General features: G+C 72.4%; 28 protein-coding genes. 17 read left to right on the plus strand and 11 right to left on the minus strand.

The window, feature by feature from the left end; genetic code table 11:
* Positions 1–127 precede the first annotated feature (127 nt).
* Positions 128–1,030, plus strand: coding sequence for a LysM domain-containing protein (locus tag M4960_RS06895; RefSeq protein ID WP_131846616.1), 903 nt, complete (start codon positions 128–130; stop codon positions 1,028–1,030).
* A 186-nt stretch (positions 1,031–1,216) separates the two neighbouring features.
* Here M4960_RS06895 and pgi read toward each other — a convergent pair whose 3' ends face one another.
* From pgi to M4960_RS06915, 4 genes are all read right to left on the minus strand, one after another.
* Positions 1,217–2,938, minus strand: a complete 1,722-nt coding sequence (gene pgi, locus M4960_RS06900) for a glucose-6-phosphate isomerase (RefSeq protein ID WP_248703841.1) — start codon at positions 2,936–2,938, stop codon at positions 1,217–1,219.
* Positions 2,939–3,105: 167 nt separating this feature from the next.
* A complete protein-coding gene (locus M4960_RS06905) occupies positions 3,106–5,340 on the minus strand; it encodes a cation-translocating P-type ATPase (RefSeq protein WP_248703842.1) in 2,235 nt (744 codons plus the stop codon).
* Entirely contained in the window at positions 5,337–5,555 is a 219-nt protein-coding gene (locus tag M4960_RS06910) for a heavy-metal-associated domain-containing protein (protein ID WP_374202908.1), read from the minus strand. The genes M4960_RS06905 and M4960_RS06910 overlap by 4 nt, the downstream gene beginning before the upstream one ends.
* 35 nt (positions 5,556–5,590) lie before the next feature.
* Complete coding sequence (locus tag M4960_RS06915) at positions 5,591–5,881, minus strand: metal-sensitive transcriptional regulator (RefSeq protein ID WP_111084793.1); 291 nt, start codon at positions 5,879–5,881, stop codon at positions 5,591–5,593.
* 114 nt (positions 5,882–5,995) lie between these two features.
* Between M4960_RS06915 and M4960_RS06920 the strand changes: the two genes are divergently transcribed.
* From M4960_RS06920 to M4960_RS06975, 12 genes are all read left to right on the plus strand, one after another.
* Positions 5,996–7,204 (plus strand): AraC family transcriptional regulator, encoded by a 1,209-nt coding sequence (locus tag M4960_RS06920; RefSeq protein ID WP_173170404.1) that lies wholly within the window; start codon positions 5,996–5,998, stop codon positions 7,202–7,204.
* A gap of 162 nt (positions 7,205–7,366) precedes the next feature.
* Entirely contained in the window at positions 7,367–7,834 is a 468-nt protein-coding gene (locus M4960_RS06925; RefSeq protein WP_123353902.1) for an Asp23/Gls24 family envelope stress response protein, read from the plus strand.
* Positions 7,831–8,022 (plus strand): DUF2273 domain-containing protein, encoded by a 192-nt coding sequence (locus M4960_RS06930; protein ID WP_123291766.1) that lies wholly within the window; start codon positions 7,831–7,833, stop codon positions 8,020–8,022. The genes M4960_RS06925 and M4960_RS06930 overlap by 4 nt, the downstream gene beginning before the upstream one ends.
* Entirely contained in the window at positions 8,019–8,336 is a 318-nt protein-coding gene (locus M4960_RS06935; protein ID WP_123291765.1) for a hypothetical protein, read from the plus strand. Before M4960_RS06930 ends, M4960_RS06935 begins: the two co-directional genes overlap by 4 nt.
* 9 nt (positions 8,337–8,345) lie before the next feature.
* Entirely contained in the window at positions 8,346–8,921 is a 576-nt protein-coding gene (locus M4960_RS06940) for a DUF6286 domain-containing protein (RefSeq protein WP_123291764.1), read from the plus strand.
* Positions 8,918–9,481, plus strand: coding sequence for a hypothetical protein (locus M4960_RS06945; RefSeq protein ID WP_123291763.1), 564 nt, complete (start codon positions 8,918–8,920; stop codon positions 9,479–9,481). The genes M4960_RS06940 and M4960_RS06945 overlap by 4 nt, the downstream gene beginning before the upstream one ends.
* A 98-nt stretch (positions 9,482–9,579) precedes the next feature.
* Positions 9,580–9,753: a CsbD family protein gene (locus tag M4960_RS06950; protein WP_123291762.1), complete on the plus strand. Its 174-nt coding sequence runs from the start codon at positions 9,580–9,582 to the stop codon at positions 9,751–9,753.
* 76 nt (positions 9,754–9,829) lie between these two features.
* Entirely contained in the window at positions 9,830–10,912 is a 1,083-nt protein-coding gene (locus tag M4960_RS06955) for an Asp23/Gls24 family envelope stress response protein (RefSeq protein ID WP_248703843.1), read from the plus strand.
* Entirely contained in the window at positions 10,909–11,325 is a 417-nt protein-coding gene (locus tag M4960_RS06960) for an MFS transporter permease (RefSeq protein ID WP_131880374.1), read from the plus strand. Before M4960_RS06955 ends, M4960_RS06960 begins: the two co-directional genes overlap by 4 nt.
* A 38-nt stretch (positions 11,326–11,363) precedes the next feature.
* Positions 11,364–11,555 carry a hypothetical protein gene (locus tag M4960_RS06965; RefSeq protein ID WP_111084762.1) on the plus strand — a complete coding sequence of 64 codons (192 nt, stop codon included), beginning with the start codon at positions 11,364–11,366 and terminating at the stop codon, positions 11,553–11,555.
* Between the two features lie 73 nt (positions 11,556–11,628).
* The gene (locus tag M4960_RS06970) at positions 11,629–12,153 is read left to right on the plus strand and encodes a hypothetical protein (protein ID WP_248703844.1); all 525 of its coding nucleotides are present in this window, start codon (positions 11,629–11,631) and stop codon (positions 12,151–12,153) included.
* Positions 12,072–12,278, plus strand: a complete 207-nt coding sequence (locus tag M4960_RS06975; RefSeq protein ID WP_248703845.1) for a hypothetical protein — start codon at positions 12,072–12,074, stop codon at positions 12,276–12,278. The genes M4960_RS06970 and M4960_RS06975 overlap by 82 nt, the downstream gene beginning before the upstream one ends.
* An 82-nt stretch (positions 12,279–12,360) precedes the next feature.
* On the opposite strand, the gene M4960_RS06980 is transcribed toward M4960_RS06975, so the two are convergent.
* The 4 genes from M4960_RS06980 to rimK all read right to left on the minus strand — a co-directional run bounded on the left by M4960_RS06980 (position 12,361) and on the right by rimK (position 18,530).
* A complete protein-coding gene (locus M4960_RS06980) occupies positions 12,361–13,356 on the minus strand; it encodes an NAD(P)-dependent oxidoreductase (RefSeq protein WP_248703846.1) in 996 nt (331 codons plus the stop codon).
* A 124-nt stretch (positions 13,357–13,480) separates the two neighbouring features.
* Positions 13,481–16,183 (minus strand): alpha/beta fold hydrolase, encoded by a 2,703-nt coding sequence (locus tag M4960_RS06985; RefSeq protein ID WP_248703932.1) that lies wholly within the window; start codon positions 16,181–16,183, stop codon positions 13,481–13,483.
* 8 nt (positions 16,184–16,191) lie between these two features.
* A complete protein-coding gene (locus M4960_RS06990) occupies positions 16,192–17,298 on the minus strand; it encodes a 3-oxoacyl-ACP synthase III (protein WP_111084764.1) in 1,107 nt (368 codons plus the stop codon).
* 53 nt (positions 17,299–17,351) lie between these two features.
* Positions 17,352–18,530: a 30S ribosomal protein S6--L-glutamate ligase gene (gene rimK / locus M4960_RS06995; protein ID WP_123291758.1), complete on the minus strand. Its 1,179-nt coding sequence runs from the start codon at positions 18,528–18,530 to the stop codon at positions 17,352–17,354.
* Positions 18,531–18,879: 349 nt separating this feature from the next.
* On the opposite strand from rimK, the gene M4960_RS07000 reads away from it, so the two are divergent.
* Genes M4960_RS07000 through M4960_RS07010 form a run of 3 tightly spaced genes read left to right on the plus strand, consistent with a single transcriptional unit; the run spans position 18,880 to position 20,501 of the window.
* Positions 18,880–19,356: a hypothetical protein gene (locus M4960_RS07000; RefSeq protein WP_148058237.1), complete on the plus strand. Its 477-nt coding sequence runs from the start codon at positions 18,880–18,882 to the stop codon at positions 19,354–19,356.
* Positions 19,353–19,985 carry an RES family NAD+ phosphorylase gene (locus M4960_RS07005; RefSeq protein ID WP_248703847.1) on the plus strand — a complete coding sequence of 211 codons (633 nt, stop codon included), beginning with the start codon at positions 19,353–19,355 and terminating at the stop codon, positions 19,983–19,985. Before M4960_RS07000 ends, M4960_RS07005 begins: the two co-directional genes overlap by 4 nt.
* Positions 19,986–20,018: 33 nt before the next feature.
* The gene (locus M4960_RS07010) at positions 20,019–20,501 is read left to right on the plus strand and encodes a RimK/LysX family protein (RefSeq protein WP_248703848.1); all 483 of its coding nucleotides are present in this window, start codon (positions 20,019–20,021) and stop codon (positions 20,499–20,501) included.
* 118 nt (positions 20,502–20,619) lie between these two features.
* Here the strand turns inward: M4960_RS07010 and M4960_RS07015 are convergent, their stop codons facing one another.
* Positions 20,620–21,513, minus strand: coding sequence for an alpha/beta hydrolase family protein (locus tag M4960_RS07015; RefSeq protein ID WP_248703849.1), 894 nt, complete (start codon positions 21,511–21,513; stop codon positions 20,620–20,622).
* Positions 21,514–21,653: 140 nt separating this feature from the next.
* Positions 21,654–22,214, minus strand: coding sequence for a TetR/AcrR family transcriptional regulator (locus M4960_RS07020; RefSeq protein ID WP_248703850.1), 561 nt, complete (start codon positions 22,212–22,214; stop codon positions 21,654–21,656).
* Positions 22,215–22,237: 23 nt separating this feature from the next.
* Between M4960_RS07020 and M4960_RS07025 the strand changes: the two genes are divergently transcribed.
* Positions 22,238–23,494 carry an MFS transporter gene (locus tag M4960_RS07025; protein ID WP_248703851.1) on the plus strand — a complete coding sequence of 419 codons (1,257 nt, stop codon included), beginning with the start codon at positions 22,238–22,240 and terminating at the stop codon, positions 23,492–23,494.
* On the opposite strand, the gene M4960_RS07030 is transcribed toward M4960_RS07025, so the two are convergent.
* A complete protein-coding gene (locus tag M4960_RS07030) occupies positions 23,400–23,738 on the minus strand; it encodes a YciI family protein (protein WP_248703852.1) in 339 nt (112 codons plus the stop codon). The genes M4960_RS07025 and M4960_RS07030 overlap by 95 nt on opposite strands.
* Positions 23,739–23,753 lie beyond the last annotated feature (15 nt).

Here is a 23,753-nt window from a genome sequence, read left to right on the forward strand (position 1 = left end):
TAGCCGTTCCGACCGACACCGGCGACCGCCGCTCCGCCGGATCCGCGGTACGTCTGCAGACACAGGACGGAGGCGCTGCGTTCGCCCCGGGGACACCGCGCGGTTAGCATCGAGCTGAGGGGGAATCATGAACCGGACGCTCGCGATCGGGGTCGTCGTCGCGGCCACCGTGGCACTGTCGGGGTGCTCGCTGCTGCGCGGGTCGGACCGAGCCCTCCCCGCCCCGTCCACCCCGGCGACGACGCCGACCTCGTCCGCCACGCCGACGCCGACGCCCGACGCCGATCCGGAGGGTGACCTCCTCGAGTCGTCGGCGCACCCCCGCACGCCGACGCCGGAACCCACCGAGTCGGCGGCTCCGGCGCCGACGCTGACGCCGATCCCCGCCGGGACCGTCCTCGCGCAGGGTGACGTCGCGTCACCGAAGGGCAGCGTGCACTTCCGGTTCCGCGTGGTGGCGGTCGGCGACGACACGTTCACCGCCCAGTACTCCGGCTTCACCTCGACCCTGCCGGTGCCGGTCGGGGTCGGCCTGTTCGACCTGCCGCGCGCGGTCGGCGACGGCCTGACCTACCCCGGCGTCGGGGACCGGACGCTCGGTGGGCCGACCAGCACGGCGACCGCGGTGGACGTCCCGCTGAGCGGCTCCGGCGTCGACCCGTCGCACCTCACCACGCTGGTGACCTACTCCGCGGCGGCTCCGGGGCAGGAGGTCCCGGTCGAGATCGCTGCCGGCAAGGTGCTCGCGGTGACGACCGTGCGGTGGTCCGTCCCGGCGCGGCAGACGAACGTGCACCCGGAGGACGCCGGTGCCCGGGCGAACGCGACCGGTCCGGTCACCGCGACGACGACGGGCGGGGCGCCGCGGTCGTACACGGTCGCGCCGGACGACCTCATCGGCGACGTCGCCGCCCGCTTCGGCATCAGCGTGCGGGCGCTCGTCTGGCTCAACGAGGGCGTGCAGGTGTTCGGGACGGACCAGCACCTGTACGAAGGGACGACGCTCAACCTCGACCCGCTCGCCCGCTGACCGCGGCGGCCACGGCGCCGGCGACCTGTCGCGGTGAGCGACACCTCACGGGCCGCGCCGCGCGTGAACTGTCGCTCAGCGCGAAAACCGCCTCGGGTCCGCCCCGCGGCCAGCGCGACCGGCAGACGGACGGGAGGCCCGTGGCGGATCCGCCACGGGCCTCCCGTCTCGCAGGTGGGTGCGTCGCTACTTGCGCAGCTCCAAGTACTTCGCGATGAGCGCCTTGGTGGAGGCGTCCTGCGCGTCGAGCGCGGCCTGGTCACCCTCGACGGCGGGCGTGACCTGCAGCGCCAGCTGCTTGCCGAGCTCCACGCCCCACTGGTCGAACGAGTCGATGCCCCAGATGGTGCCCTCGGTGAACACGATGTGCTCGTAGAGGGCGATGAGCTGGCCGAGCACGCTCGGGGTGAGCTCCGGCGCCAGGATCGACGTCGTCGGCTTGTTGCCCGGGAAGGTGCGCGCCGCGACGATCCCCTCGTCGGTGGTGCCCTCGGCACGGACCTCGTCGGCGCTCTTGCCGAACGCCAGCGCCTTGGTCTGCGCGAAGAAGTTCGCCAGGAACAGCGTGTGCACGTCGGTGCCGGGTGCGACGCCCTTGCCGTCGCCGGTCTCGTCCTTGAGCGGACGGGCCGGGTTCGCGACCGTGATGAAGTCGGCCGGGATCAGGCGGGTGCCCTGGTGGATGAGCTGGTAGAACGCGTGCTGGCCGTTCGTGCCGGGCTCGCCCCAGAAGACCTCGCCGGTCTCGGTGGTGACGGGCGAGCCGTCCCAGCGGACGCGCTTGCCGTTCGACTCCATGGTGAGCTGCTGCAGGTACGCGGCGAAGCGGTGCAGGTACTGCGTGTACGGCAGGACCGCGTGGCTCTGCGCACCGAGGAAGTTCGTGTACCAGACGTTGAGCAGGCCCATCAGGACCGGGACGTTCTGCTCGAGCGGCGTGGTGCGGACGTGCTCGTCGATGGCGTGGAACCCGGCGAGGAACTGCTCCCAGTTCTCCTGGCCGATCGCGACGATGACGCTCGTGCCGATCGCGGAGTCGACGGAGTAGCGGCCGCCCACCCAGTCCCAGAACCCGAAGGCGTTCTCGGGGTCGATGCCGAAGGCCTCGACCTTGTCGAGTGCGGTGGAGACGGCGACGAAGTGCTTCGCGACGGCGTTCGTCTTTTCGTCGTCGGCGGCGTCGGTCAGGCCGAGCCGCTCCCACAGCCACTGTCGTGCGAGTCGCGCGTTCGTCAGGGTCTCGAGGGTGCCGAAGGTCTTCGACGCGACGATGAACAGCGTGGTCTCGGGGTCGAGGTCCACGGTCTTCTCGTAGATGTCCGCGGGGTCGATGTTCGACACGAAGCGGGCTTCGAGCCCGGCCTGCACGTACGGCTTGAGTGCTTCGTAGACCATGACCGGGCCGAGGTCGGACCCGCCGATTCCGATGTTGACGACGGTCTCGATGCGCTTGCCGGTGACACCGGTCCACGAGCCGTCACGCACCTGCGACGCGAACGCGTAGACCTTGTCGAGCGTGGCGTGCACGTCGGCGTCGACGTCCTGGCCGTCGACGGTCAGCGGCGCCGCCGGGACGAGCCCCTCGGTCGCCTTCGGACGGCGGAGCGCGGTGTGCAGGACGGCGCGGTCCTCGGTGACGTTGATGTGCTCGCCGGAGAGCATCGCCTGGAAGCGCTCGGCGACGCCGGTGTCCTTCGCGACCTGCAGCAGGGCGGCGAGGACGTCCTCGGTGACGAGGCCCTTCGACAGGTCCACGGTCAGGTCGGCGGCCTGGAACGTGTACTGCTCGGCACGGCCGGGGGCGCTGTCGAACCACCCGCGCAGGTCAGGGGTGAAGTCTGCAGCGATGCTGTCGAGCTTCTTCCAGCCTTCGGTCGATGTGGGGTCGACGGGAGCGGATTCGGTCACTTCGGTCCTCCTGGGATCACGTTCGAGACGTACAGCCCGCAGGTCACCGCACCAGTGCGTCGCGGACCGTCTTCGAGCGTAGTGCCGTCGGCACCGTGGTGCGCACCGCCGGACGGGAGGCACGGGGCGCGTTCGCTGCGCGCGTCACGTCCGGCGGGTGGTCGGCCTCAGTGCCGGGGTGCGAAACGCCGCAGCCGCAGGCTGTTCGTCACGACGAAGACCGACGAGAACGCCATCGCGGCGCCGGCGAGCACCGGGTTCAGCAGCCCCGCCATCGCGAGCGGGATCGCCGCCACGTTGTACGCGAACGCCCAGAACAGGTTGCCCTTGATGATGCCGAGCGTGGCGCGCGACAGCCGGACGGCGTCGGCGACGACGGTGAGCCGACCGCTCACGACCGTGATGTCACTGGCCGCGATCGCGGCGTCGGTGCCGGCCCCCATCGCGATGCCGAGGTCGGCCGCGGCGAGCGCCGCAGCGTCGTTGACGCCGTCACCGACCATGGCCACGCTCCGTCCCTCGGCCTGCATGCCCCGGACGGCGTCGAGCTTGCCGGCCGGGGTCGCGCGGGCGTGCACCTCGTCGATGCCGACCTGTGCGGCGACGGCCCGTGCGGCGCCGTCGTTGTCGCCGGTGAGCAGGACGGGGTGCAGGCCGAGGGCCACGAAGCGCGCGACCGCGTCAGCTGCCTCGGGCTTCACGGTGTCGCCGACGACCACGACGCCCAGCACGCGGCCGTTCCGCGCGACGACGACCGCGGTGCCCCCGTCGGCCTCGGCGGCGGTGACCGCGGCCGAGGCGTCGTCGGGCACGACGACCGCCCAGGACGCTGCGAGCCAGCGGGTCCCGCCGACGAGCACGACGTCGCCGTCCACGACGGCCTGCACGCCGGCGCCGGGGGTGGAGTCGAACTGCTCGGCGGTCGGGACGTCGAGTTGCCTGGCCGTCGCGGCCCGCACGACCGCACGTGCCACGGGGTGTTCGGAACCCTGCTCGACGGCGGCGGCGAGCCGGAGCACGGCGTCCGCGTCGAGGGTCGCGTCCGTCGAGGTCACGGCGCGCAGGGTCATCTCGCCGGTGGTGACGGTGCCGGTCTTGTCGAGCACGATGGTGTCGACGCCACGGGTGCGTTCGAGCACCTGCGGACCACCGATCAGGATGCCGAGCTGGGACCCGCGGCCGGTGCCGACGAGCAGTGCGGTCGGCGTCGCGAGTCCGAGGGCGCACGGGCAGGCGATGATGAGCGTGGCGACAGCCGCGGTGAACGCCGCCGTGACCGAGCCGCCGAGCACGAGCCAGCCGACGAACGCCAGCACGGCGAGCCCGATGACGATCGGCACGAAGACGCCGGAGACCCGGTCGGCCAGGCGTTGGACGTCGGCCTTGCCGGTCTGCGCGTCCTCGACGAGCCGTCCCATCCGGGCGAGCTCGGTGTCGGCGCCGACGCGGGTGACGGCGACCACGAGCCGGCCGCCGACGTTGATCGTCGCGCCGGTCACCCGATCGCCCGGTCCGACCTCGACGGGGACGGATTCGCCGGTGACCATGCTGCGGTCCACGGCCGAGGACCCGTCCTGCACGAGGCCGTCGCTGGGGATGCGCTCCCCCGGCCGGACGACGACGACGTCCCCGACGACGAGCGCCGACGCGGGCACACGCTGCTCGACGCCGTCGCGCAGCACTGTGGCCTCCTTCGCGCCGAGTTCGAGCAGGGCGCGCAGCGCTGCCCCGGACTGCTTCTTGGCGCGGGCCTCCATGTACCGGCCGGCCAGGATGAACACCGTGACGGCCGCGGCGACCTCGAGGTACAGGTCGGTCGCCTCGGGGTCGGTCGCGATCCACGAGAACGTCATGTGCATGCCGGTCGTGCCGGCGTCGCCGAAGAAGAGGGCGTAGAGGGACCAGCCGAAGGCCGCCAGCACACCCACGCTGACCAGGGTGTCCATGGTCGCGGCACCGTGTCGGGCGTTCACCCACGCGGCGCGGTGGAACGGGAGCGCGCCCCACACCGCGACGGGCGCGGCGAGCGTCAGGGCGAGCCACTGCCAGTTCGGGAACTGCAGGACCGGCACCATCGAGAGCACGACGACCGGCACGGCCAGGACCGCGGACACGACGAGTCGACGGCGCAGCGTGGCAGCCGAGTCCTCTGCGTCGGAGTGCTCTGTCGTGTCGACCGGCGGGGCGGGCACGGTCGCGCCGTACCCGGCGGACTCGACGGCGGCGATGAGGGCAGCGGGGTCGGCGGTGCCGTCGGCCGCGACCTGCACCTGCGCCTTCTCGGTGGCGTAGTTGACGGTGGCGGTGACCCCGGGCAGCTTGCCGAGCTTCCGTTCGATGCGGTTCGCGCACGAGGCGCAGGTCATGCCCGTGATGTCGAGCTCGACGATGCCGTCCGTCACGACGGCACGACCTCGTACCCCGCCTCGGCGACCGCGCCGCGGAGCGCATCGGCGTCGACGGGCGCGTCCGAGGTGACGGTCACCGACGAGGCACCGCCGGGGACGAGCGCGACGGCGACGTCGGACACCCCCTCGAGTTCGGTGAGTTCCTCGGTCACGCTCAGCACGCAGTGCTCGCAGGTCATGCCCTCGACGAGCAGCAGTTCGGTGGTCACGGTGTCTCCTCCTGTGGTTCGGGTGCGGGCGGCGGTCACGAGCGCACGAGCCGGGCGATGGCCTGGCTGGCTTCGCGGACCTTCTCGTCCGCGGCGTCGCCACCCTCGGCGACCGCCTCGGCGACGCAGTGCTTGAGGTGGTCCTCGAGCAGCGACAGCGCCACGCGTTCGAGCGCCCGGTTCGCCGCCGAGATCTGGGTGAGGACGTCGATGCAGTACGTCTCGTCCTCGACCATGCGGGCGATGCCGCGCACCTGGCCCTCGGCGCGACGGAGCCGCTTGAGCAGGTCGTCCTTGTCGCCGATGTACCCGACGTGTTCGTGCATGGTGGCCTCCACGGTCCTCAATACGGTACCCCCCTAGGGTATTCCCTCCGGTGGACGCGCGGACACGAACGAGGGTATTCACCTCGCCGTGCCGTCGATGTCATGATTTCGACCATGACCGATCCGGCGACGAACGGCTTCCGCAGACTGCGGTTCGCCGACGGCGACGGCTCCGACTACTCGGACATCTTCGAGGCGGAGTACCACGGGTCCGACTTCGCCTCGGAGACGTACGCGACGAACGACACCCGGTACGAGTACACCGTGGTGGGCGACGACGACCTGACGCTGCGGACCATGCGCGCTGAGGGCGGTCGACGGGGCGGGGTCATCGGGGCGCGGGAGGACCACGTGGTCTTCTGGCTCACCAGGGGTCGGCTCGAGATGCACTTCCCCGACCGCACACGCGTGGTCGAGCCGGGCAGCCCGTACATCGCGAGTGCGTCCGAGGCGTACCGCTTCGAGTCCGACGGCACCGTCTACAACGGGGTGCACATCGCGGACTCGTTCCTGCGGACCGTCGGGCGCGACCTCGGCTACCGGCTGCCGGACGGCCCGCTGCTGTTCGAGCAGCAGGACGAGGTCATCGCCCGCCGCGAACCGCTGCGCCACCTGATCGGGGAGCTCGGCCCGGCACTCGTGGACGACCGCGTGGTCGGTCCGATGCGGACGGCCTTGAACCGTCGCCTGGCGATCGTCGTGCTCGACACCTTCCCGATCCGCAACCGCGGCGACGACGTCCCCGTCGCGAACCGCCTGCGCGACGCGATCCGCTACGTCGAACAGCACGCGGCCGAACGTCCGGCGGTGTCCGACATCGCCGCGGCGTGCGGGCTCAGCCAGCGGGGACTGCAGGACGTGTTCGCCCGCACCCTCGACTCCACGCCGCACCGGTTCCTGCGCGAGCACCGGCTCGACCGCGCCCGGAGTGAGCTCCTGCGCGCGGGCGACGACCGGGCCCCCGGCGCCGACGGGGTCGCCGTGGTCGCACGTCGCTGGGGCTTCACCAACCCGGGCCGGTTCGCCACCGCCTACCGCGAGCGGTTCGGCGAGGACCCCGCCGCCACGCTCCGCACGTCGCTGTCCGCACGCCCCGACAGCGGTCGGTCGTCGTGGCGCGTCCGCCGCGCGGTCGCGTTCATCGAGGAGCACGCCGCCGAGGACCTCTCCCTGCAGGACATCGCCGACGCCGCCGGGGTCCTGCCGCGACGCCTGCAACAGCTCTTCCGGGCCGAGCGGGGCGAGTCCCCGATGGCGTGCGCCCGAGCGATCCGCGCCGCTGCAGAACGCAACGCGGCGGACGGAACACGCGAAACCGCCTGAGCGGACGGCCAGGGGGTACAGCCACATCCCCGTGTTTCCGCGGATTCCTGGATTTCTGCCGAATCCGAAAAGTCATGTGTGACGAATCTCTGGTGCAGCCCGTCTCATCCGTGAACAGCAACCGCTGGGAACGCCCGGCGGGTCACTCGGAAGGAACGAACCATGGCTGACTCCATCACCACCACCCCGGCAACCACCGCTGCGGCCCGTGCCACCTCGCACGCCGGCTCGAACAGCGGCGTCACCGGCAAGACCGTCATCGACGACACCGTCGTGTCGAAGGTCGCCGGCATCGCGGCCCGTGAGGTCAACGGCGTGCACTCGCTCGGCGGCGGCGCTGCCCGTGCGATCGGCGCCCTCCGCGACGCGATCGGCCAGCGCGACTTCGGTCAGGGCGTCAAGGTCGAGGTCGGCGAGAAGCAGGTCGCCGCGGACATCGTCATCGTCGCCGAGTACCCGGTGTCGCTCCAGCAGGTCGCCGACGGCGTCCGCAGCAGCGTCGCACGTGCCCTCGAGCAGATCGTCGGCATGGAGGTCGCCGAGGTCAACGTGACCGTCCAGGACGTCTTCATCCCGGGCGACGACGACGACAACGACAACGACGAGAAGAAGGAAGCGCGAGTCGCATGAGCAACACACTGATCGGTGCCCTCATCGGCGCCGTCCTCGCAGTCGTCGCACTGCAGTTCGGGTTCTGGGGCTTCGTCCTGGTCATCGTCTTCGGTGCGATCGGGGCCCTCGTGGCCGCCCTCGCCACCGGCAAGATCGACCGTGGCGCCCTGACCGACGTGCTCACCGGGCGCCGGAGCTCCCGGTGAACGCCGGCCCGGACGTCGTCCCGGGCCGCGTCGAGATCACCGCTCGTGCACTGACCTCGCTGGCGCGGGCCGTCGCAGCCGAACGGCTCGGCGCCCCCGCCAAGCGGGTCAGGGTCGGTCTCGGAGACGCGGCCGGAGCGATGGCCCTCGACGTCACCGGCCCGATCGCCGCGGGCGACGACCTCGTCGCCCGTTCGGCCCAGGTCGCCGACGAGGTCAAGCGCCGCGTGAGTGAACTCACCGGCCGCCGCGTCGGCAGTGCCCACATCGAACTCACCGGGATCGTGCGCGAGCGCGAGTCCCGAACCCGGTAGGAGACCATCATGAGCAACGGTTCCGTCGAACGACGCATCCGTCGTCGGAGCGTGCACCGCTCCCGCTCGACCGCAGTGGCGGTGGCGCTGGTGGTCCTCGCACTGGTCGCCGCGTGGATCGGCACGGAGTCGGTCCTGCGGGCGATCGGGCGGCCTCCGCTCCTCGCCGACCCGCAGACCGCCGTCGACGCCGCACTGCAGCCCGATGCCGCGTTCGTCACGATCGCCGAGGTCATCGCCGTCGTGCTCGTGGTCCTGGGCATCGTGCTGATCGTCCTGGCCCTGAAGCCGGGTCGCCAGCACCGTTCCGTCGTCCAGCACGACCGTGGCGCCGTCGTCATCGACACCCGCATCGTCGCCTCGACCGCGGCCAACGCCGCCGGCACGGCCGCAGGGGTCCCCGAGGGCAACGCCTCGGCCACCGCCCGCGGTCGCCGCACCGACGTCCGGATCGTGCCCGTCACCGGCATCCCGGTCGACGAGCAGGCCGTGCAGGCAGCCGTCCGCGACCGCCTCAGTGGTCTCGACGAACGATTCGGCCGGAACATCCGCGTCCGCGTCGACGAGAAGGGGACCATCGCATGACCAAGAGCAACCGGACCATGAACCGGATCATCCTCTTCGTCCTCGGCCTCGTCGCCGTCGTCGTCGGTCTCACGATCGGTGCGGGCGTCGTGCCCGCCGTGCAGGACGCGATCAAGCCCACCGTCGACCTGCCGAGCAGCCTGGACGTCCCCGCGTCCTCGCTCTGGATCGTCGCCGCCGCCTGCGCCGTCGTCATCGTGCTCGCCCTGGTCTGGGTGTTCACCCGCGGCGGGGGCGGCACGTCCGTCGCCGTCCGCGAGCGTTCCGGTGAGGACGCCGTCACGGTGAACGTCGCACTCGTCCGCGACGTCGTCGAGCACGAGCTCGCCGGGGTCCGCGACGTCGTCGGCTCCCGGGTCGACACCTACCTGGTGCGGAAGCAGCGTGCCGCTCGCATCCGCGTCGCGGTCCGCCGCGGCGGGGACGCCGTCTCGGTGCTCGACGCCGTCGACCGCGCCGTCGCGGTCCTCGACCGCACGCTCGGCCGCCAGGTGCCCGTCCTGGTCCACCTCACCGGTGGGACCCGTTCGGCGCTCGCGAAGTCGACCCGCGTCCACTGACACCCGTCAGCCGGACGCGACCCCGGGCCTCCCGGCCCACCGAAGACCCACGCAACACCCACCACCGGGCGAACGCCCGACCGATGAAAGGACCCGTCATGGGACTCGACGACAAGATCAAGAACGCTGCTCAGGACCTCGCCGGCAAGGCGAAGGAAGCCGTGGGCAAGGCCCAGAACGACGACTCCAAGGTCGCCGAGGGCCAGAAGGACCAGGCCTCCGCGAGCGTCAAGAAGACCGGCGAAGACGTCAAGGACGTCTTCAAGAACTAGGACGCTCGATTCGTGTCGGGGCACTCGCGACGTCGAGTGCCCCGATGCGTTCCGCGGACCCGAACGAGGAGGAACCATGCAGCACGACCCCCATGCGCACACGCAGGTCACCGAGGTGGCCCTGCCCGCAGAACTGACGGAGCCGCTGCCCGACGACGCGACCCCCGCGATGCTCATCGCGCGAACCGCGGCGGAGACGGCGCTCGGCGTGCCCGGCGTGCACCACCTCGGCGGGACCGTGTCCCGAGCCGCCGACGAAGTGCGGAAGCGGCTCGGCCGCTCCGCCGGGACCGCCGGTGTGCAGGTCGACGACGAGGACGGCACCTTCGCGGTGCAGGTCTCCGTCATCGTGACCTATCCGCAGAACGTCCGCGAGGTCGCCGACGAGGTGAAACGACAGGTCGCTGCAGCAGCCGGCCAGGTCGCATCCGCGCCGACGACCGTGGACGTCCGCGTCCTCGACGTGCACGGGCCGTTCGACGACGAGCCCTCGCCCGTCGAGCGTGCGGCCACCGCCGTCGGCGATGCCGTGCAGGATGCCGCCAAGGCGACGAGCGAGACCACGAAGCGCGTGGCGACGGCGACCGTCGACGCCACGAAGCAGGCGGCCGACGCGACGGCCGAGGCGACCAAGCGCGCCGCCGACGCCACCGCCGACGTCACGAAGCAGGCAGCCGAGGTCACCGCCGACGCCACCAAGCGTGCCGCCGACGCGACGGTCGACACCGCCAAGCGTGCTGCCTCGGCCACCGCTGAGGCCACCAAGCAGGCCGCTGACCAGGCCGCGGACGCCACGAAGCGTGCGGCCGACGTCACCGCGGACGCCGCAGAACAGGCCGTGGACGCGACGACCGCCACCGCCGGCCGTGTGCACGAAGCCGCGTCCGATGCGCTCGACCGTGCGTCCGAGGGCGCTCGGGACGCTGCCGACACCGCGCGCGACGCGGCCAGCAGCGCACGTGCGGCCGTCGTCGACGAGGACATTGCGACCCCCGTCGTGGCCTCCGAGACGGCTGCCGATGCCGCCGTGCGCGCCGCCGACTCCGCCGAGGACGCCGCGCAGGACGCCGCCGACGCCGCAGCCGACGCCAGCGAGGCAGCGCGGGCAGCAGCCCGCGACGCCGACCAGCCGACCGACCCGACCACGGACCGACCGTGACCACCGCCTGGTCCGGCGGTCGTCGGCCCCGCACCCGTCAGCCCCGGCCGCGCGGTGTGTGGATCGCCGGTGGCATCGGCGTGGTCCTGGTCGCCGGGGTCCTGCTCGGGGCGTTCCTGCCCCTGGTCGGGTTCCTCGGCGGCGTCACCGCCACCACCGCCGGCCTCGTGCCGTTCCCGTTCGTGCGGGTCACGGTCGTCGCGGTCCTCGGGCTGATCGTCGTGCTGGCGCTCCTCGCGATGGCCCTCACCCGTCGGCACACCACGACGGCGACGATCTCGGTCGTGCTCGCCGTCCTGGTGAGCATCGCCGTCACGATCGTCCCCGTGGTCCTGGTGGCCGTCGGGTCCGCCGACCGCGCCGGGGACGTGTGGCCGATCGTCACCGAGCTCTGGCAACGCTTCACCGGCTGATCCGCCGGCACCTGCACCACCGACCAAGGAGTCCCACCATGCGCAACCGCATCATCGTCATCGGCCTGATCGTCCTGATCGGGTTCTGGTTCGGCTCCCGCGCGAACCGTCCGGTCATCAAGACGTCCAAGGGCGAGACCGTCCGCAAGGCCTGGAACGACCCGCACGCCCGCAAGGCCCGCAAGAAGCTGGGCAAGAAGATCGCCAAGGCCGCCAAGCGGCACAGCTGACGACCTGGAGGCCCGGATCACCTCTGCCGATCGGCGCGCGTGATCCGGGCCCCGCGTCCGCTACCCTCGCGACGTGAAGCGTCTCTCCCCCGGCCAGCGCTGGGTCATCGGTCTCGGCGCGTTCGCGCTCGTCTGTCTCGTCGTCGGCATCATCGCGATCGCCGTCGGCGTCGCGAACGGACACGCGATGTGCGGCTCGTCCGAGGACGAGTTCTGGGAAGCCTGCCCCGGTGACACCTCCGGCATCGTCTGGGGAAGCGTGCTCGGCGTCGTCGGGCTGCTCCACCTCGGACTGACCGGCGTCGCCGGCGCACTCGTGTGGACGTCGACCCCGACGATCGGCCCGAAGCCGATCCGGCGCCCCGCGCCGTGGCCCGGCACCACGCACCGGGTGTTCTCGTACGGCACGCTGCGGCAGCCGCTCGTCCAGGAGTCGCTGTTCGGCGGCCACGTCCCGACCACCCGGACACCCTGCCCGGGTGGCGGCTCGACTGGGTGGCGATCACCGACCCCGAGGTGGTCCGGACGAGCGGTTCCGACCTGCACCCGATCCTCCGCCGGGGTGCACCGGACGACGTCGTCGAAGGTGTCGCCCTGACCCTCGGCTACGAGTGGCAGCTCGGCGCGGTCGACGACTACGAGGTCGCTGACTACCAGCGCATCCGGGTCGAACTCACCTCGGGTCTGTCGGCCTGGGTCTACGTCGCGGCCGACGAGGTCTGAGCCGCCGCCAAGCCGCGTTCGCGTGTGCGCGAGACTCGGGCTGAGCGACACTCCTCGGGGCGCAGTGTCCGAGAACTGTCGCTCAGCGCGAGACTCGGGGGCCGTCCACCGCCGCGGCCGCCGCCAAGCGCGCGAGACCCTCGTCGATCGACACCGACGGGGACCACTGCAGGTCGGCTCGGGTGCGGCGTTGGTCGAACCAGTGCGCCGTCGACAGCTGCTCGGCGAGGAACCGCGTCATCGGCGGCTCGTCCTGCCCCGGACGCACCCGCCACACGGCCTCGACGAGCGACCCCGCGGCCCGGGCCACGACAGCCGGCACGTGCCACCGCGGTGCAGGCACACCCGAGGCCGCGCAGATCCCGGCGAGCAGGTCCGCGACGGGCCGGGGTTCGCCGTTCGTGACGACGTAGGCGTTGCCGTGCACGTCGTCGTCGGCCGCGTGCTCGAGCGCCGCGACCATGGCCGACGCGGCGTTGTCGACGTACAGGGTGTCGATCAGAGCGGCACCGGAGTCGAGCAGTGGGAGTCGCCCGGCCCGTGCCCGCTCGACGATCCGGCCGATCAGCTGCGTGTCCCCCGGCCCCCACACCAGGTGCGGGCGGACGGCGACGACGGCGAACCCCGGAGCGTCGGCGTCCAGCGCGAGGAGTTCGGCCGCGGCCTTCGTGCGGGCGTAGTCGCCACGAGCGTGCTGCGGTTCGGCGACACCGGCTCCGGCGCCGACGAGCGACGAGCCGGTGTGCGCGACCGACGGCGACGAGACGAACACGAACCGCCGGGCGCCGGCACGACGTGCGGCATCGACGAGTGCTCGGGTACCGTCGACGTTCACGCGGACGAAGTCGGCCGGGTCACCGGCCAGGGAGACCTTCGCGGCGAGGTGCACGACGGCGTCGACCCCCTCGACCGCGCGTGCCACCGCGGCGGCATCGGTCATCGAACCGGCGACGTCCTGCACGCCCGCGACCCCGGACGGCCGTCGCTGGAACGTGCGGACCTCGTGCCCGGCGTCTCGCACGGCTGCGGCGGTCGCCCGACCGAGGAACCCGCTGGCGCCGGTGACCAGGACCGTCACGGGCGGCCCATCCGTCCACCGGACAGCACCGAGGCGGGTCGGAGATTTGCGCTGAGCGACAAGTCGCGCGTCCGACGGCCCGTGAAGTGTCGCTGAACGCGTGAGAACGCGCCGACCACGCCGGTCACGGGCGGACCATCCGTCCACCCGACAGCACCGCGGTCGCCCAGCGGGACAGCCGGGCGCGGTCGACCTTCGAGTTGTGCCGGATGTCGGTCGGCAGCACGGGCACGGTCAGCACCGCTGCGAGCGGGACCCCGGCCGCTGCACGGACCGAAGCGGCCAACGCCGGCGGAGCCAGGGCAGGCCGTCGGGCACGTCGCCCGCCGGTGGTCTCGACGACGGCCACGACCTGCTGCGTCCCGCTCGGGCCGATCCCCGCGACGCCGGCACGGCCGACTCCGGGTACGCCTTCGATGCGCTGCTCCGGTCCGACCGGGGTGACGACACCGTCCGGGGTGGTGAGCACGTGCTGCATCCGCCCCTCGACCCAGAGGCGGCCGGAGGCGTCCAGGTGTCCGACGTCACCGGTGCGGTGTCCGCGCGGGTCCTCGACGCCGAGCCGCGCGACGCGGTTCGTCCGCCAGAGCCGGTCGTAGTGGTCGCGCACGTGCGGTGCCACGACGACGATCTCGCCGGTGACGCCCGCCGCGTCGGTCAGCGCACCGGTCGCGGCACCCGCGGCGTCGAGCGGCGCGATCCGCACCCGCACGTTCGCCGCCGGGAGTCCGACGCAGATGCCCTCGTCGTCCGAGGCCGCCGCCGAACGGACGCCGTCCAGGTCGACGTCGGTCATGAGCAGCCCCTCGGTCATGCCGTAGGGGGTGTGCGCACTCGCGTTCGGCATCAGCTCGGTCGCCGCGGTCAGCAGCGCGGCCGACACCGGGGCGCCCGCCGACAGGAACAACCGGACGCGCGCGAGTGCCGCACGGTCGGCGTCGGTCAGCACCGATGCCGTCGCCACGACGTTCGCCAGTGCCGCCGGAGACAGGAAGACCACGGTCGCGTCGGCCGCGGCCACCGAGGCCGCGACGGCGCGCGCCGTCAGGGTCCGGGGCGCGGTGACGTCCATGTCCGGCGCCACCGACCGGGCCCCGAGGGCCGGTCCGAGCAGCGCGAAGGGTGCGAAGCCCGCGACCAGGCCGGTGCCGACACCGATGTCGTACTGGGCCGCCAGGACGTCGCGGACGGCACCGAGCTGTCCGTGCGTGTAGACGACGCCCTTCGCCGGTCCGGTCGACCCGGAGGTGAACAGGATCGCGGCCGGAGCGTCGGACGCCGGCACCGTGGGCAGCGCGGAACCGTGCGCGAGCCGACGGGCGCCCCTCCGGGCGACGTCGACGAGCGTGTGCTCGACGCGCAGCGCACGCCGTGCGGGTGCGGGCAGCGGGACGGTCGCGATGCGCCGACCCGGCCAGCCGAGTGCACGAGCGGCTCCGAGGCCGGGCAGCGCGCCGATGATCCAGTCGGGCCGAGCTCCGCGGACCGCACGGGTCAGACCGCGCAGCCCCAGTCCGGCATCCGCCACCACGACGACCGCGCCGATCCGCACGCAGGCGTACAGGACGGCCGTCAGGTCGGCTCCCGGGGTGACGAGGAGCGAGACACGGTCACCGCTCCGGACACCGAGGTCGTCCAGCCCGGCGGCGATCTCGTCCACCCGACGGGCGAGCAGACGCCACGTGATCGTCCGGGGGCCGCCGGCCGCGGCCATCTCCACCAGGGCGGGTTCGTCGCTGTCGCGCAGGTCCTCGAGCGCGGCGCCGAGGGGGCGGCTCACGTCGGTCGACTGGTCGACGTCGACCGGGAGGCCCTTCTCGGCTGGAGCAGGCACGTGTCCGTCCGGCCGACGGTCGCCGATCCAGTCGAACACCGCGCCCGCCACGTCGGCGTCGTCGGGCAGCAGGTGGCCGGCACCCTCGAAGCGGTGCACGTCGGCCTGCGGCAGCCGCTCGGACAGGTCGTCGAGGTAGCGCTCCAGGAACACCGGGTCGCGGGGACCCCAGAGCAGCAGCGCCGGGACCTCGAGCGCAGCGACCCCGGCAGCGATCCGGTCGAGCTCGGGTGCACTCCGGTGCCGGGCGTCGACGGGGATGTCCGCCACGAACCCACCGATCCCGCCACGACGTGCGGCACCGCGGTAGGGGGCACGGTAGCCGTCGGCCACGGCACGGTCGAGCTTCGGGTGCGCGATGCCGAGCGTCGTCTCGAGGAACGCCGGCGTCACGACGGTCGCGCGGCCGAGCAGCCCCGGGCCCAGGGCGAGCCGCAGCGGCGCGGGGATCGGGGCGTCGTCGGGCTGGCGCACGGCGGTGTTGCACGTCATCACGGCAGCCAGGACCTCGGGGTGGTCGACCGCCCAGCCGAGCGACACGACTCCGCCCCAGTCGTGGCCGAGGGTGACGACCGGGCCGGTCAGCCCGAGTTCGTCGGTCAGGGCGCCGAGGTCCGCGACGCGCTGCGGCAGCCCCCGTTCCACCCCGGTGCGCTCCGAGAAGCCCATGTCGAGCTGGTCGACGGCGACCACGCGCCAGGCCGGGCCATCGGCCTGTGCGACCTCGAGCGAGGTGCGGAGCACCGACCGCCACAGGTACGACCACGTGGGGTTGCCGTGCACGCACAGGATGGTGCCGACCGGTTCCACACCGAGCGCGGCCAGGGACCCGGCCGTGTCGAGGAGGTGCCAGGTGCGCGCGGCGCGATCCGTGCCTCCCGTCCGCTCTGCAGACCACGCGGGGACCGTGACCAAGCGTGACCAGGCCGGGTCGAGTCCGGGCAGGGAGGGCGGCTGCGTCGCCGGAGCCGTGCTCGCCGCGACGCGGGGCAGCCGGGACCTCACCAGTGGAGTTCCATCATCGCCGTGTTGATGCCGGAACCGACGCCGCCCAGGAACACGCGGTCACCGCGGCGGATGCCGCCGGACTCGACCTCGTCGGCCAGGGTGATCGGGATCGACGCCGGGCCGACGTTGCCGAAGCGCTGGTAGGTGGTGGGGACCTTGTCGCGCGGGATGCCGATGGCCTCGACGAACGCGTTGGTGTGCACGTCGGAGACCTGGTGCAGGACGTAACGGTCCATGTCGGCCCAGTCGAAGTGGGCACGGGCCTCGGTCCAGGCCGCGACGACGAGCTCCATGCCGCCCTTGAGCAGCATCTTGGCGTCCGTGAACATGCCGTCCACGCTGCCGACGCACAGGTCGTACCACTGGGTCGCCGCGCGGGTGACGCCGCCGACGATCCGGTGTCCTTCGGGGTGCAGGTCCGCCGGGCCGAGCACGGCGGCCGCGGCACCGGACCCGAGGGTCAGGCTCGCGAACTCGCTCATGAAGTCCTTGCGGTTCCGACCGCCCTGGTTTAGGCGGTCGATGGTGTTGAGCTGCACCTGGTCGGCGTCCTCGCCGTCGACGACGAGCGCGTACTTGATCTGACCGGAGTCGATCATGCCCGCGGCGACGCTCATGGCGTTGACGAACCCCAGGCAGGCGTTCGCGATGTCGAAGTTGATCGCGGACGACGGCAGACCGAGCCCGTGGTGCAGGCGCACGGCGACCGACGGCTCGAGGTGCGGACGGGTCACCGAGGTGTTGATCAGCAGCCCGATCTCGTCCGGACGCACCCCCGCCTCGGCCATGGCGCGACGGCCGGCGTCGATGGCGGCGTCCTGGAAGGTCTGGCCCTCGCCCCAGTTGCGGCGCTCGATCACACCGGCGACCCGCTCGAGCAGTCCCATCGGCAGACGGAGGCGGCGGAGCACGCCGCGCAGCCGCGCTTCGATGTCCGCAGAGGTCGTCACGCGTTCGGCGGTCGTCGTCGCCACGGACAGCAGCGAGACGTTGTGGTGCTTCGCCGTGGCGTTGCCGGGCTGCTCGGGTTCACTGCTCGGCGCCCGGTCACTGCTCGCTGCCCGGTCGACCGGCCGTTCCGTCATGATCGTCACCGACACATACTTCCTCATTTCACCTGTGTGTGCAGTCCGGCTCGGCTGGACGCGCGGTGTCAGGCGTCCTTCGGGAGCTTCCGGATCTTGCTGCGACGGCGTCGACGGTCCGGCACCATCGAGCGCATCTCCTCGAGCTTGCCGAAGCAGAGCAGCCGGTCACTGGCCTGCAGCTCGACGCCACTGCGCGGGTTCGGGATGACGGTCGCGCCCCGGTGCAGGGTCAGCACGGTGATGTCCCGGTCCCACAGTCCCGACTCCTTGATCGTCTTCCCGACCAGGTCGGCGTTGGTGTGCACGAGCAGCTCGGCGACGCCGTAGCCCGTCGACACACTGAGCCGCTGGCGCACGTCGATCTCGGGGAAGGCCACCTGGTTGCCGATGAAGTCGATGATCGCGCCGGCGACGTCCAGACCCGTCGCACGCTCGATGCCCTCGAGCCCCGGTGACGAGTTGACCTCCATCACGAGCGGACCGTCGTTGCCCTCGAGCATGTCGACACCGGCGACCTTGAGTCCCATGATCTGCGCCGACCGGACCGCGACCGCCTCGTACTCCGGCGACAGCGTGACCTTCTCGACGGTGCCGCCACGGTGCACGTTGGAGCGGAACTCGTCCCCCGACGCCGTCCTGCGCATCGCGGCCACCACCCGGTCGCCGACGACGAGCGCGCGGATGTCACGACCGCGGCTCTCCGAGATGAACGACTGGATCAGGACGTTCTGCTTCGTCGAGTGCAGCGTCTCGACGATCGACTCGGCGACCTTCTCCTCCGGCGCCAGGATCACGCCGATCCCCTGCGTGCCCTCGAGCAGCTTGATCACGACCGGGGCCCCGCCGACCCGTTCGATCGCGCCGCGGACGTCGGCCCGGCTGTTCACGAACGTCGTCGCGGGCATGCCGATGTGGTGGCGGGACAGGATCTGGTTCGCCCGGAGCTTGTCGCGCGAGTTCGTGATGCCCGTCGCGGTGTTCGGCGTGTACACGTCCATCTGTTCGAACTGCCGCACCACCGCGGTGCCGTAGTAGGTGATCGAGTTGCCGATCCGGGGCAGCACCGCGTCGTAGTCGGACAGGAGCTTGCCGCGGTACAGCAGGTCCGGGTCCTCGCCGGACAGGTCGATCGCGAAGCGCAGCGTGTTCAGCACCTTGACGTCGTGGCCGCGGTCGAGCGCCGCAGCACGGAGGCGCTGGGTCGAGTACGCCTGCGGGGCGCGGGACAGGATGGCGAGTTTCATCGAGGGGTTCTCCGCGGGGTGGGATCGACGGCGACGGTCCATCCAAGCACGCCCGCGCCGCGATGCCACTGACCGCCTTGGAGAGCGAGCGCGTTGTACTCTTTTGACGCTTGTGCGGTACGCTGGATTGACTGATCGGACGGTAGGCGCAATGATGAAGAACCAGTACGGTCTCCGGGCGACCCGGAGCAATCGGACCCCTCGACTCGCAGGGTCCGGACGGTCAACGTCGCGGCGACCCGCGTCGTCCGAGTGGCGTGTCCGATCGCGGAGACCTTCCTCGACCGAGGCGGTCGCGCCACCGACCACCACCTCCACCGGTGCGGCGGACGACCTCCGGGATCGCCTCGTGGCCGCGCTCCTGCGGCACGTGGACCTGATCGATCTCGCCGAGGTCGAGCGGGTGAACGGATCGATGGACGCCGTCGCGGAGCGGATGCTCGCCAGCATCCCCGGCGCCGATGTGCTCGACGAGCGCGTCGGACCGTTCTACGACACTGCCGGCCTGCGGAAGTGGTTCCAGATGAGCCGGCAGACCCTCGACGCGCAGGCCAAGGTCGGCGACGTGCTCTGCGTGCTGTCAGCCGACGGCTTCCGGCTCTACCCGTCGTTCCAGTTCGATGCACGGGGCATCCTGCTGCCACGGTTGCGCGATGTCCTGGCCGGCCTGGACCCCGACCGGGTCGACCCCTGGGGCGATGCCGTGTGGTTGAACGCGCCGGCGGACGAACTCGACGGACTCACGCCGGCCCAGGCGCTCCGGACGGACCGCGCGGACGAAGCGGTCCGTCTCGCCGCACTCGCCGGAGCGTTCCGACTCGGATGACCACGGTCGTACGCACCGACGTCGTCCAGACCGCGCCACCGGCCGGTCTCGACCTGACCGGCTTCCCCGACGGGGGCAGACTCCCCGCCGAGGTGTTCCGCGCGCACCTCGCCGAGTTCGCGCCCTGGTACTTCGCCAGCCACCCCCACGGCCGCTTCAACCTCCGGGAACCGAACGGCACGTGCTGCTTCGCAGCCGCGGCCTCGACCGCTGTCCGAGAGTTCTTCGGCCCGAAGGTCCGCCGCAACGAAGTGAGCGCTGCCGACGCTGCCGTCCTCCGCGTCTCGACGATCACCCCGCCGTCCGATGCGAGCTCCGCCCACGTCAGCGGCGCAGGCGCTGCACGCTTCGGGGTCACGAGCGAACTCACGACCATGGGCGACTACGCCGTGACGCAGGCATGGGCCGAGCTGTTCAAGGACCGGGTCGATGCGCTCCGCTACGACTCGCGGTTCGACCCGGGGGGCGAGGCGTGGGCACTGTTCGGAACCGCGGGGCCGGCACCGTCGCTCGGCGGCGCGACCGCGGTCATCGACGGAGCACGTGCGGCCGAGGCAGCCGGCGTCTCGGTGCTGCCCGGGCCGCCGCGGAAGAGCGCAGTGCGGATGGTGCCGAACCCGCCCGCCTGACCGGCACAGTCGCGCATGGGACAGGATGGGCACATGGCCCGTGCTCCGAAGTCCCCCGACGGCGGGCTCGTCGTCGCCGGCTGGCGCGAGTGGGCCGGCCTGCCGGACCTCGGTCTGCCGTGGATCAAGGTCAAGCTCGACACCGGTGCACGCAGCTCGGCACTGCACGCGTTCGACCTCGAAGAACTCCCGGGCGACCGGGTCCGGTTCTCGGTGCACCCGTGGCAGGACACCGATGCCGACGCCGTCACGATCGAGTGCGACGTGCACGACCGGCGCATCATCCGCAGCTCGACCGGGCACACCCAGGAGCGCATCGTCGTGCTCACCACGATCACCCTGGCCGGGCGCGCCGTCGTGTCCGAGGTCACCCTGAGCAACCGCGACCAGATGGGGTTCCGGATGCTCGTCGGGCGCGAGGCCCTACGACAGGGCTTCCTCGTCGATCCTGCGAGGTCCTTCATCGCTGGTCGGGCGCCGAAGGAGATCCGGCGCCGCAACCGCGGGCGAGCCTGAGCGCTGCTCGCCACGCGGCACGGGCCGTGGGCGCGACCGATCGGTGGCCTGGAGGCGCGGTGCGGGGCCGCCACGGGCCTCCCGTCCGCGTCCGCGACCGCCCAGGGCGCGGGTTGGGTCAGCGACCCAGGTGACGGCCGAGGAAGGCGAGTTGCTGCGGTGCCAGGCGGCGCCAGTAGCCGTGCGTGTGGGCGCCGGGCTCGAAACCCCCGGCGGGCGGCGACGCGAAACCGTCGACGTAGGCGTGCGCCGCCGGAGCGAACCCGTCACCGTTGCCGCAGTCGACACGGACCGAGATCCCGTCGAGCGCGCGCTGCCGACCGAGGACCGTGTTCGCACGGAAGTCGGCCGCGTCGTCGAAGGCTCCGCGGGCGGTGTCCGCTGCTGACGTCCAGAGCGCCGGACTGATCGCCGACACGGCGCGGACGCGGGACGCACCGAGCACCCCGCCGAGCCGGAGGGCGCCGAACCCGCCCATCGAGTACCCGGTCAGCGCGAGCCGGTCGGTGTCGAACCCGCGCCGCGCGATCCGGGGCAGGAACTCGTCGACGACCATCGCTGCGGGGTCGTCCCCGTCGGAACGGTGGTGCCAGTAGCGGTTGCCGCCGTCGATCGAGGCGATCGCGAACGGAGCGCCGCCACCCGTGATGTGCGCCGCGAGGAACCGGTCCCATCCGAGCTCCCGCCCGAAGAACGCCGAGTGGTCGTCGCCGTAGCCGTGCAACGCGACGGCCACCGGCAGCGGGGTGTCCGACGCCGGAGCGGCGATGGTCCAGCCGACCGTGCGCCCCTTCCTGGAAGCCGACACGAAGGTGCCGGAGACCGAGGGGACCGGGTCGACGTCGGGGATCGTACCGTCGGCACCGTTGAGCCCGAGCACGCGGTACATCGTCGACCGACCCGGCAGCAGGTCGAGGTTCACCGCCTCGGCGGCTGCACCCGCGGCGACGATGCCGACTCCCCCGATCAGCAGCGACCGACGGGTGATCGTCGACGCACGCGAACGGGTCATCCGAGGGGCACCGTTCCGTCAGAGGTCACGCGCTTCATCACGAGGGTCGAGGAGAGTCGCTGCACACCGGGCAAGATACCCAGCGCAGCGTCGGAGAACCCCGGGGCGCTGACGAGCGGTCAGGCTGCTGCGGCGAGCGGTCAGGCTGCTGCGACGAGCGCCGCGGCGACCGCGCGCGCCGTCGCCGTGCCGACCGACGGATCGCGCAGGCGCATCGCCAGGTACCCGGAGACGACGAGCAACAGCTGGTCAGCCAGGGCCCCGGCGCGCTCGCCGACGACGGGCGCGGCACGTTCGGTCAGCCGGGTCCGGAGCGCACCCGTCTCGCGGTCGAGCACCTCGTGCACCTCGGCTGGGGCGTCCGCGTACTCGGCAGCGGTCCCGAGGAACGCGCACCAGCGCGAGCCGGCGGCGGTCGACCGGTAGTCGTCGAGCGCGTCGAACACCGCGAGCAGGCGGCCACGGTCGTCCGGAGCAGCCTCGACCGCGCGGTCCCACGTGGCGAGCCAGTGGTCGTGCCGGCGATCGAGGGCCGCGGCGACCAGGGCTTCCTTGCTCGCGTACCCGCGGTAGAGCGTGGCGCTCGAGATCCCGGCGCGGTCGAGCACGGCGTCGATCGGGGTGGCGGCGATGCCCCGCGTGAAGAAGAGCTCCTCTGCCGCGTCGAGCAGCCGCTGCTCGGTTCCTGGACGCATCGCCATGCAAGCACCCTAGGCTCTCAAAAGTGAAACGATCGTTTTCGTTACGACAGTGGGTGTTCCTCGGCAGCGGGCTGGCGCTGATCGCCGCGACGTACGGGCTGGTGCGCCTGGCGTTCGGCCTCTTCCTGCCCGACGTCCAACGTGACCTCGGCCTGCGCCCGGACGCCGCCGGGTGGGTCTCCTCGGGGGCCTCGGCGATGTACTGCGTCGGCGCGGTGGTCGGGTTCCTGGTCGCCGCACGCGTCCCCCGGGTGCTCGTCGCCGCAGCCGCCGGGGTCGCCGGGGTCGGTGCGCTCGCGATGGCAGCGGCGGCGGGGCCGTGGTCCTTCGGGATCGCCGCGGTGGTCGCCTCGACCGGGGCCGGACTTGCCTCACCAGCTCTCGTGCGGCTCGTGTCGCGCACGGTGCCGGGGTCCGCGCAGGGGACGGCGCAGGCGGTCGTCAACTCAGGGACCGGTCCGGGACTGATCGCCGCCGGGGCGCTCGCACTCGTGCTCCTGCCGGACTGGCGGACGGCCTGGGCGTGGTCCGGGGTCTTCGCACTCGTCGTCGGCGTCGTGCTGCTGGTGGTGTCCCGTGGGAGCGGGTCTGGCGGTGACCTGCCAGCCGCACCCGCGACGGCGTGGTTCGCGGCGCACCGACGGGTCATCGCGCTCGCGCTGCTCTTCGGTGCCGGATCGGCGGTCGTGTGGACCTACGGCCGCTCCGCGCTGGTCGACGCGGGCGCGCCCGTCGTGGTGTCGGTGTCGGCGTGGATCGCGCTCGGGGTCGGCGGTGCTGCGGTCGCCGTGACGGCTCGGTGGACGAGCAGCCTCCGCGCACGGACGCTCTGGGCGGTGACCGCGGGCGCCGTGGCGGTGGCCGTCGTCACGCTCGGTACCGCGCCGCAGTCCACGGCGGTGGCGATGCTGGCGTGTGCGGTGTTCGGTTGGGGCTACACGGCGGCGACCGGCGCGTTGATCGCCTGGACGACCGAACTCGACGCTGCGCGGTCGTCGGCGGGGACGTCGGTGCTCTTCGTCGCGCTCGTGCTCGGGCAGGCCGTGGGAGCGGCGGCGTCGGGCGCACTCGTCGGCACGGCGGGCTACGCGGTGACGTTCGTGGTCGGGGCGCTCGTCACTGCGGCGAGCGCCGTGCCCGCCGTGGTCGGCAGGCGCGGAGGCCCTCCGCACGGTGACGCCGCCGTCACAGCAGCGGACGCAGCTCGATCTTCCGGTTGCACGCCTGCGACGCCTCGTGCGCCACACGGAGCGCCGTCTCGGCATCCGGCAGCTCCATGACCCAGAACCCCGCGACGAACTCGGAGCTGTCGGCCACCAGTCCGGGCGTGGTGTCCGAACCGCCGCCACGGGCGTCGACGACGGTGCCGTCGGCGGGGGCGGACACCCCGGCGGCGAACACGACGGCGTCGCCCAGGCGTTCGTTCAGGGCATCGACCGCAGTGGCCTCGGCCTGGGTGGCGGACTCCGTGCGACCGGCGGCGTCGGCCTGCCCGTCGTCGATGACGTTGACGAGGAACTGCATGGTGACTCCCCTGCT

It is taken from the genome of Curtobacterium sp. MWU13-2055 (assembly GCF_023242305.1).
In the GTDB taxonomy this organism is placed as follows: domain Bacteria; phylum Actinomycetota; class Actinomycetes; order Actinomycetales; family Microbacteriaceae; genus Curtobacterium.

Coding starts and splice junctions, on each gene's coding strand:
- M4960_RS06965 (WP_111084762.1), top strand. CDS start 11,364: ATGCGCAACCGCATCATCGTCATCGGCCTGATCGTCCTGATCGGGTTC.
- M4960_RS06920 (WP_173170404.1), top strand. CDS start 5,996: ATGACCGATCCGGCGACGAACGGCTTCCGCAGACTGCGGTTCGCCGAC.
- M4960_RS06925 (WP_123353902.1), top strand. CDS start 7,367: ATGGCTGACTCCATCACCACCACCCCGGCAACCACCGCTGCGGCCCGT.
- M4960_RS07015 (WP_248703849.1), bottom strand. CDS start 21,513: ATGACCCGTTCGCGTGCGTCGACGATCACCCGTCGGTCGCTGCTGATC.
- M4960_RS07005 (WP_248703847.1), top strand. CDS start 19,353: ATGACCACGGTCGTACGCACCGACGTCGTCCAGACCGCGCCACCGGCC.
- M4960_RS06895 (WP_131846616.1), top strand. CDS start 128: ATGAACCGGACGCTCGCGATCGGGGTCGTCGTCGCGGCCACCGTGGCA.
- M4960_RS06915 (WP_111084793.1), bottom strand. CDS start 5,881: ATGCACGAACACGTCGGGTACATCGGCGACAAGGACGACCTGCTCAAG.
- M4960_RS06955 (WP_248703843.1), top strand. CDS start 9,830: ATGCAGCACGACCCCCATGCGCACACGCAGGTCACCGAGGTGGCCCTG.
- M4960_RS07020 (WP_248703850.1), bottom strand. CDS start 22,214: ATGGCGATGCGTCCAGGAACCGAGCAGCGGCTGCTCGACGCGGCAGAG.
- M4960_RS06950 (WP_123291762.1), top strand. CDS start 9,580: ATGGGACTCGACGACAAGATCAAGAACGCTGCTCAGGACCTCGCCGGC.
- M4960_RS06930 (WP_123291766.1), top strand. CDS start 7,831: ATGAGCAACACACTGATCGGTGCCCTCATCGGCGCCGTCCTCGCAGTC.
- M4960_RS07030 (WP_248703852.1), bottom strand. CDS start 23,738: ATGCAGTTCCTCGTCAACGTCATCGACGACGGGCAGGCCGACGCCGCC.
- rimK (WP_123291758.1), bottom strand. CDS start 18,530: ATGAAACTCGCCATCCTGTCCCGCGCCCCGCAGGCGTACTCGACCCAG.
- M4960_RS06945 (WP_123291763.1), top strand. CDS start 8,918: ATGACCAAGAGCAACCGGACCATGAACCGGATCATCCTCTTCGTCCTC.
- M4960_RS07010 (WP_248703848.1), top strand. CDS start 20,019: ATGGCCCGTGCTCCGAAGTCCCCCGACGGCGGGCTCGTCGTCGCCGGC.
- M4960_RS06940 (WP_123291764.1), top strand. CDS start 8,346: ATGAGCAACGGTTCCGTCGAACGACGCATCCGTCGTCGGAGCGTGCAC.